The following is a 2537-nucleotide window of genomic DNA, read 5'->3' as shown; positions in this document are numbered from 1 at the left end:
ATACTCTCTTCTAATAAAAAAGTGTTATATTATGAGGGGGGAAATTGCAATACCACACACTTCCCTGGTAAACTACAATCTAAATTGGACAACCTTCCAAACAGCATCGTCAGGTTCTATCAAGAACTTCATAACGGCTTCTTTTACTATGCAAGCGGAGGAATGGGATTGTTAGAATCCAATGATATTGTTGTATTTGATGATGAAGAATGGGGTATTCTTGATGATTTAAAACATCCATTGAAAATTTATCTGCCAACTACTTTTGGAATATTTGGTTCTGGAATGGGCGGATATGTTGCAGTGGATTTGTCTGATTGTGATAGTTGTAAGGCAACATTGTGGTTTAGCAATCGACAGCCCAAGTATGATATAAACTTTTGGGATATTGTCGATGAATGGATTGTACTTGGAATGCAAGGGTAAATTATTTTATAGGCGCGACAGATAGGCTGCGCTTTTCCCATATCGAAAACTGAATACGGAACCCACCAACCGGCGCTTGCCATTTTCCTTGTGAGAATGACAGGCGCTTTTCTTATTTCCGGGAAGACTTGCCTATTGAACGTATTTGAAGCTGTGAAACAGTCTGTTACCACCCGGCAGGCTGCCGGGCATTTTGGAATCCGGGCGGGCCGGAACGGGATGTGCCGCTGCCCCTTCCATGACGATAAAAACCCCAGCATGAAGGTTGACCGGCGCTTTCATTGTTTCGGCTGCGGCGCGGATGGGGATGTGATCGACTTTGTTTCCCGTCTGGAAGGGATCAGCCCCAAGGAGGCCGCCCTTCTGCTGGCGCGGGCCTTCTCCGTCCCCTATGAGGACAAGGGGTCGCCCAGCAGGAACCGCCGTCCCCATCCCCGGCAGGAAACCCCGGAACAGCAATTTAAGCGCATGGAGCGGTACTGCCTGCGGGTGCTGTGCGACTACCGCAACCGCCTGGGCCGCTGGAAGCGGGACTATGCCCCCAAGGGGCCGGAGGACGATTGGCACCCTTTGTTTGTGGAAGCCCTGCAAAAGCAGGACTATGTGGAATATCTGCTGGACACGCTGCTCTCCCCCGACATGGAGGAACGGGCGGCCCTGATCGCCAGCTACGGAAAGGAAGTGAGGAACCTTGAGCGAAGAATGGCAGAGCTTGACGCCGGAGCTGCGGCAGGCCGTGACGGACACCATAGAGGCCGCCCCGCCGCCCCGGAGCGTTGAGGAAGTCAAAGCCATGCTGGAAAGCACCGAGAAGGGCGGTGTCCGCAACAGTATTCACAACTGCCTGACGGTATTCCAGTACGACCCCGAACTGTCCGGGGCGGTGGCAAAAAATCTCCTGACCGAGCGCGTTGACCTGCTGCGGCCCATCGGCAGGCAGCGCCGCGCCGGGGGCAGGGCCTTGACTGACACGGACATGAAGTATATCCGCCTCTATCTGGAAGATACCTACGGCCTGACAAGCGAAAAGAAGATTGCCGACGCCCTCGACCTTGCCGCCGACGCCAACCGCTACCACCCCATCCGGGACTACCTGAACGGCCTTGTGTGGGACGGGCGGGAGCGAATCCGCTACTGCCTGCGGCACTTTTTGGGGGCCGACACGGACGAGTACACCTACCAATCCCTGCGGCTGTTCCTGCTGGGGGCCATCCACCGGGCCTTTTGCCCCGGCTGCAAGTTTGAGGTCATGCTCTGTTTGGTGGGCGGGCAGGGGGCCGGGAAATCCACCTTCTTTCGCCTGCTGGCCGTGAGGGACGAATGGTTTTCCGATGACCTGCGGAAGCTGGACGACGATAACGTTTACCGCAAACTGCAAGGCCACTGGATCATTGAGATGTCGGAGATGATCGCCACCGCCAACGCCAAGAGCATTGAGGAAATCAAGTCCTTTTTAAGCCGCCAGAAGGAGGTCTATAAAATCCCCTATGAAACCCACCCGGAGGACAGGCCCCGCCAGTGCGTGTTCGGCGGGACTTCCAACGCCCTGGACTTCCTGCCCCTTGACCGCTCCGGCAACCGGCGTTTCCTGCCGGTCATGGTCTACCCGGAACAGGCCGAGGTACACATTCTGGACGACGAGGCCGCGTCCAGGGCCTACATCGGCCAGCTATGGGCGGAGGCCATGACGGTCTACAAGAGCGGCGATTTTAAGCTGTCCTTCAGCCCCGAAATGGTACGGTATCTGAAAGAACACCAGCGGGACTTCATGCCGGAGGACACCAAGGCCGGGATGATCCAAGCCTACCTTGACCGCTACACCGGCGCCGCCGTATGCTCCAAGCAGCTTTTCCGGGAGGCCCTCAAGCGCCCCTACGACGAGCCGAAGCAATGGGAGATACGGGAGGTCAACGACATTATGAACCACTGTATCACGGGATGGAGGTACTTTTCCAACCCCCGGATATTTGAGGAATACGGCAGGCAGAAGGGCTGGGAACGGGAGGCCCCAGCAACGGGCGCTGACAACGGGCAGGAAAAACTGCCGGACGGATTTGTGGAAGTGACCGAGCAGATGGAGCTGCCCTTCTGAAAAATCCGGGAAAAATCCC

At 56.0% G+C, this 2537-nt stretch carries 3 protein-coding genes; all 3 read left to right on the top strand.

Annotated features, from left to right (window positions below; translation table 11 throughout):
- Positions 1–426, top strand: a 426-nt coding sequence (locus tag BUB35_RS19395; protein ID WP_207647558.1) for an SMI1/KNR4 family protein, incomplete at its 5' end; no start/stop codon positions are given.
- Positions 427–561: 135 nt separating this feature from the next.
- A complete protein-coding gene (locus tag BUB35_RS18110; RefSeq protein ID WP_200777633.1) occupies positions 562–1206 on the top strand; it encodes a CHC2 zinc finger domain-containing protein in 645 nt (214 codons plus the stop codon).
- Between the two features lie 13 nt (positions 1207–1219).
- Positions 1220–2518 carry a virulence-associated E family protein gene (locus tag BUB35_RS18105; protein ID WP_084730777.1) on the top strand — a complete coding sequence of 433 codons (1299 nt, stop codon included), beginning with the start codon at positions 1220–1222 and terminating at the stop codon, positions 2516–2518.
- The last annotated feature ends 19 nt before the right edge of the window (positions 2519–2537 follow it).

The sequence above is a fragment of the Anaerotignum lactatifermentans DSM 14214 genome, from assembly GCF_900142265.1.
In the GTDB taxonomy this organism is placed as follows: domain Bacteria; phylum Bacillota; class Clostridia; order Lachnospirales; family Anaerotignaceae; genus Anaerotignum; species Anaerotignum lactatifermentans.
This window is presented reverse-complemented; position numbering and strand designations above follow the sequence as displayed.

Bases quoted from the DNA above. Each gene is read 5' to 3' on its own strand.
- BUB35_RS18105 (WP_084730777.1), top strand. From the start codon at position 1,220: ATGCTGGAAAGCACCGAGAAGGGCGGTGTCCGCAACAGTATTCACAAC.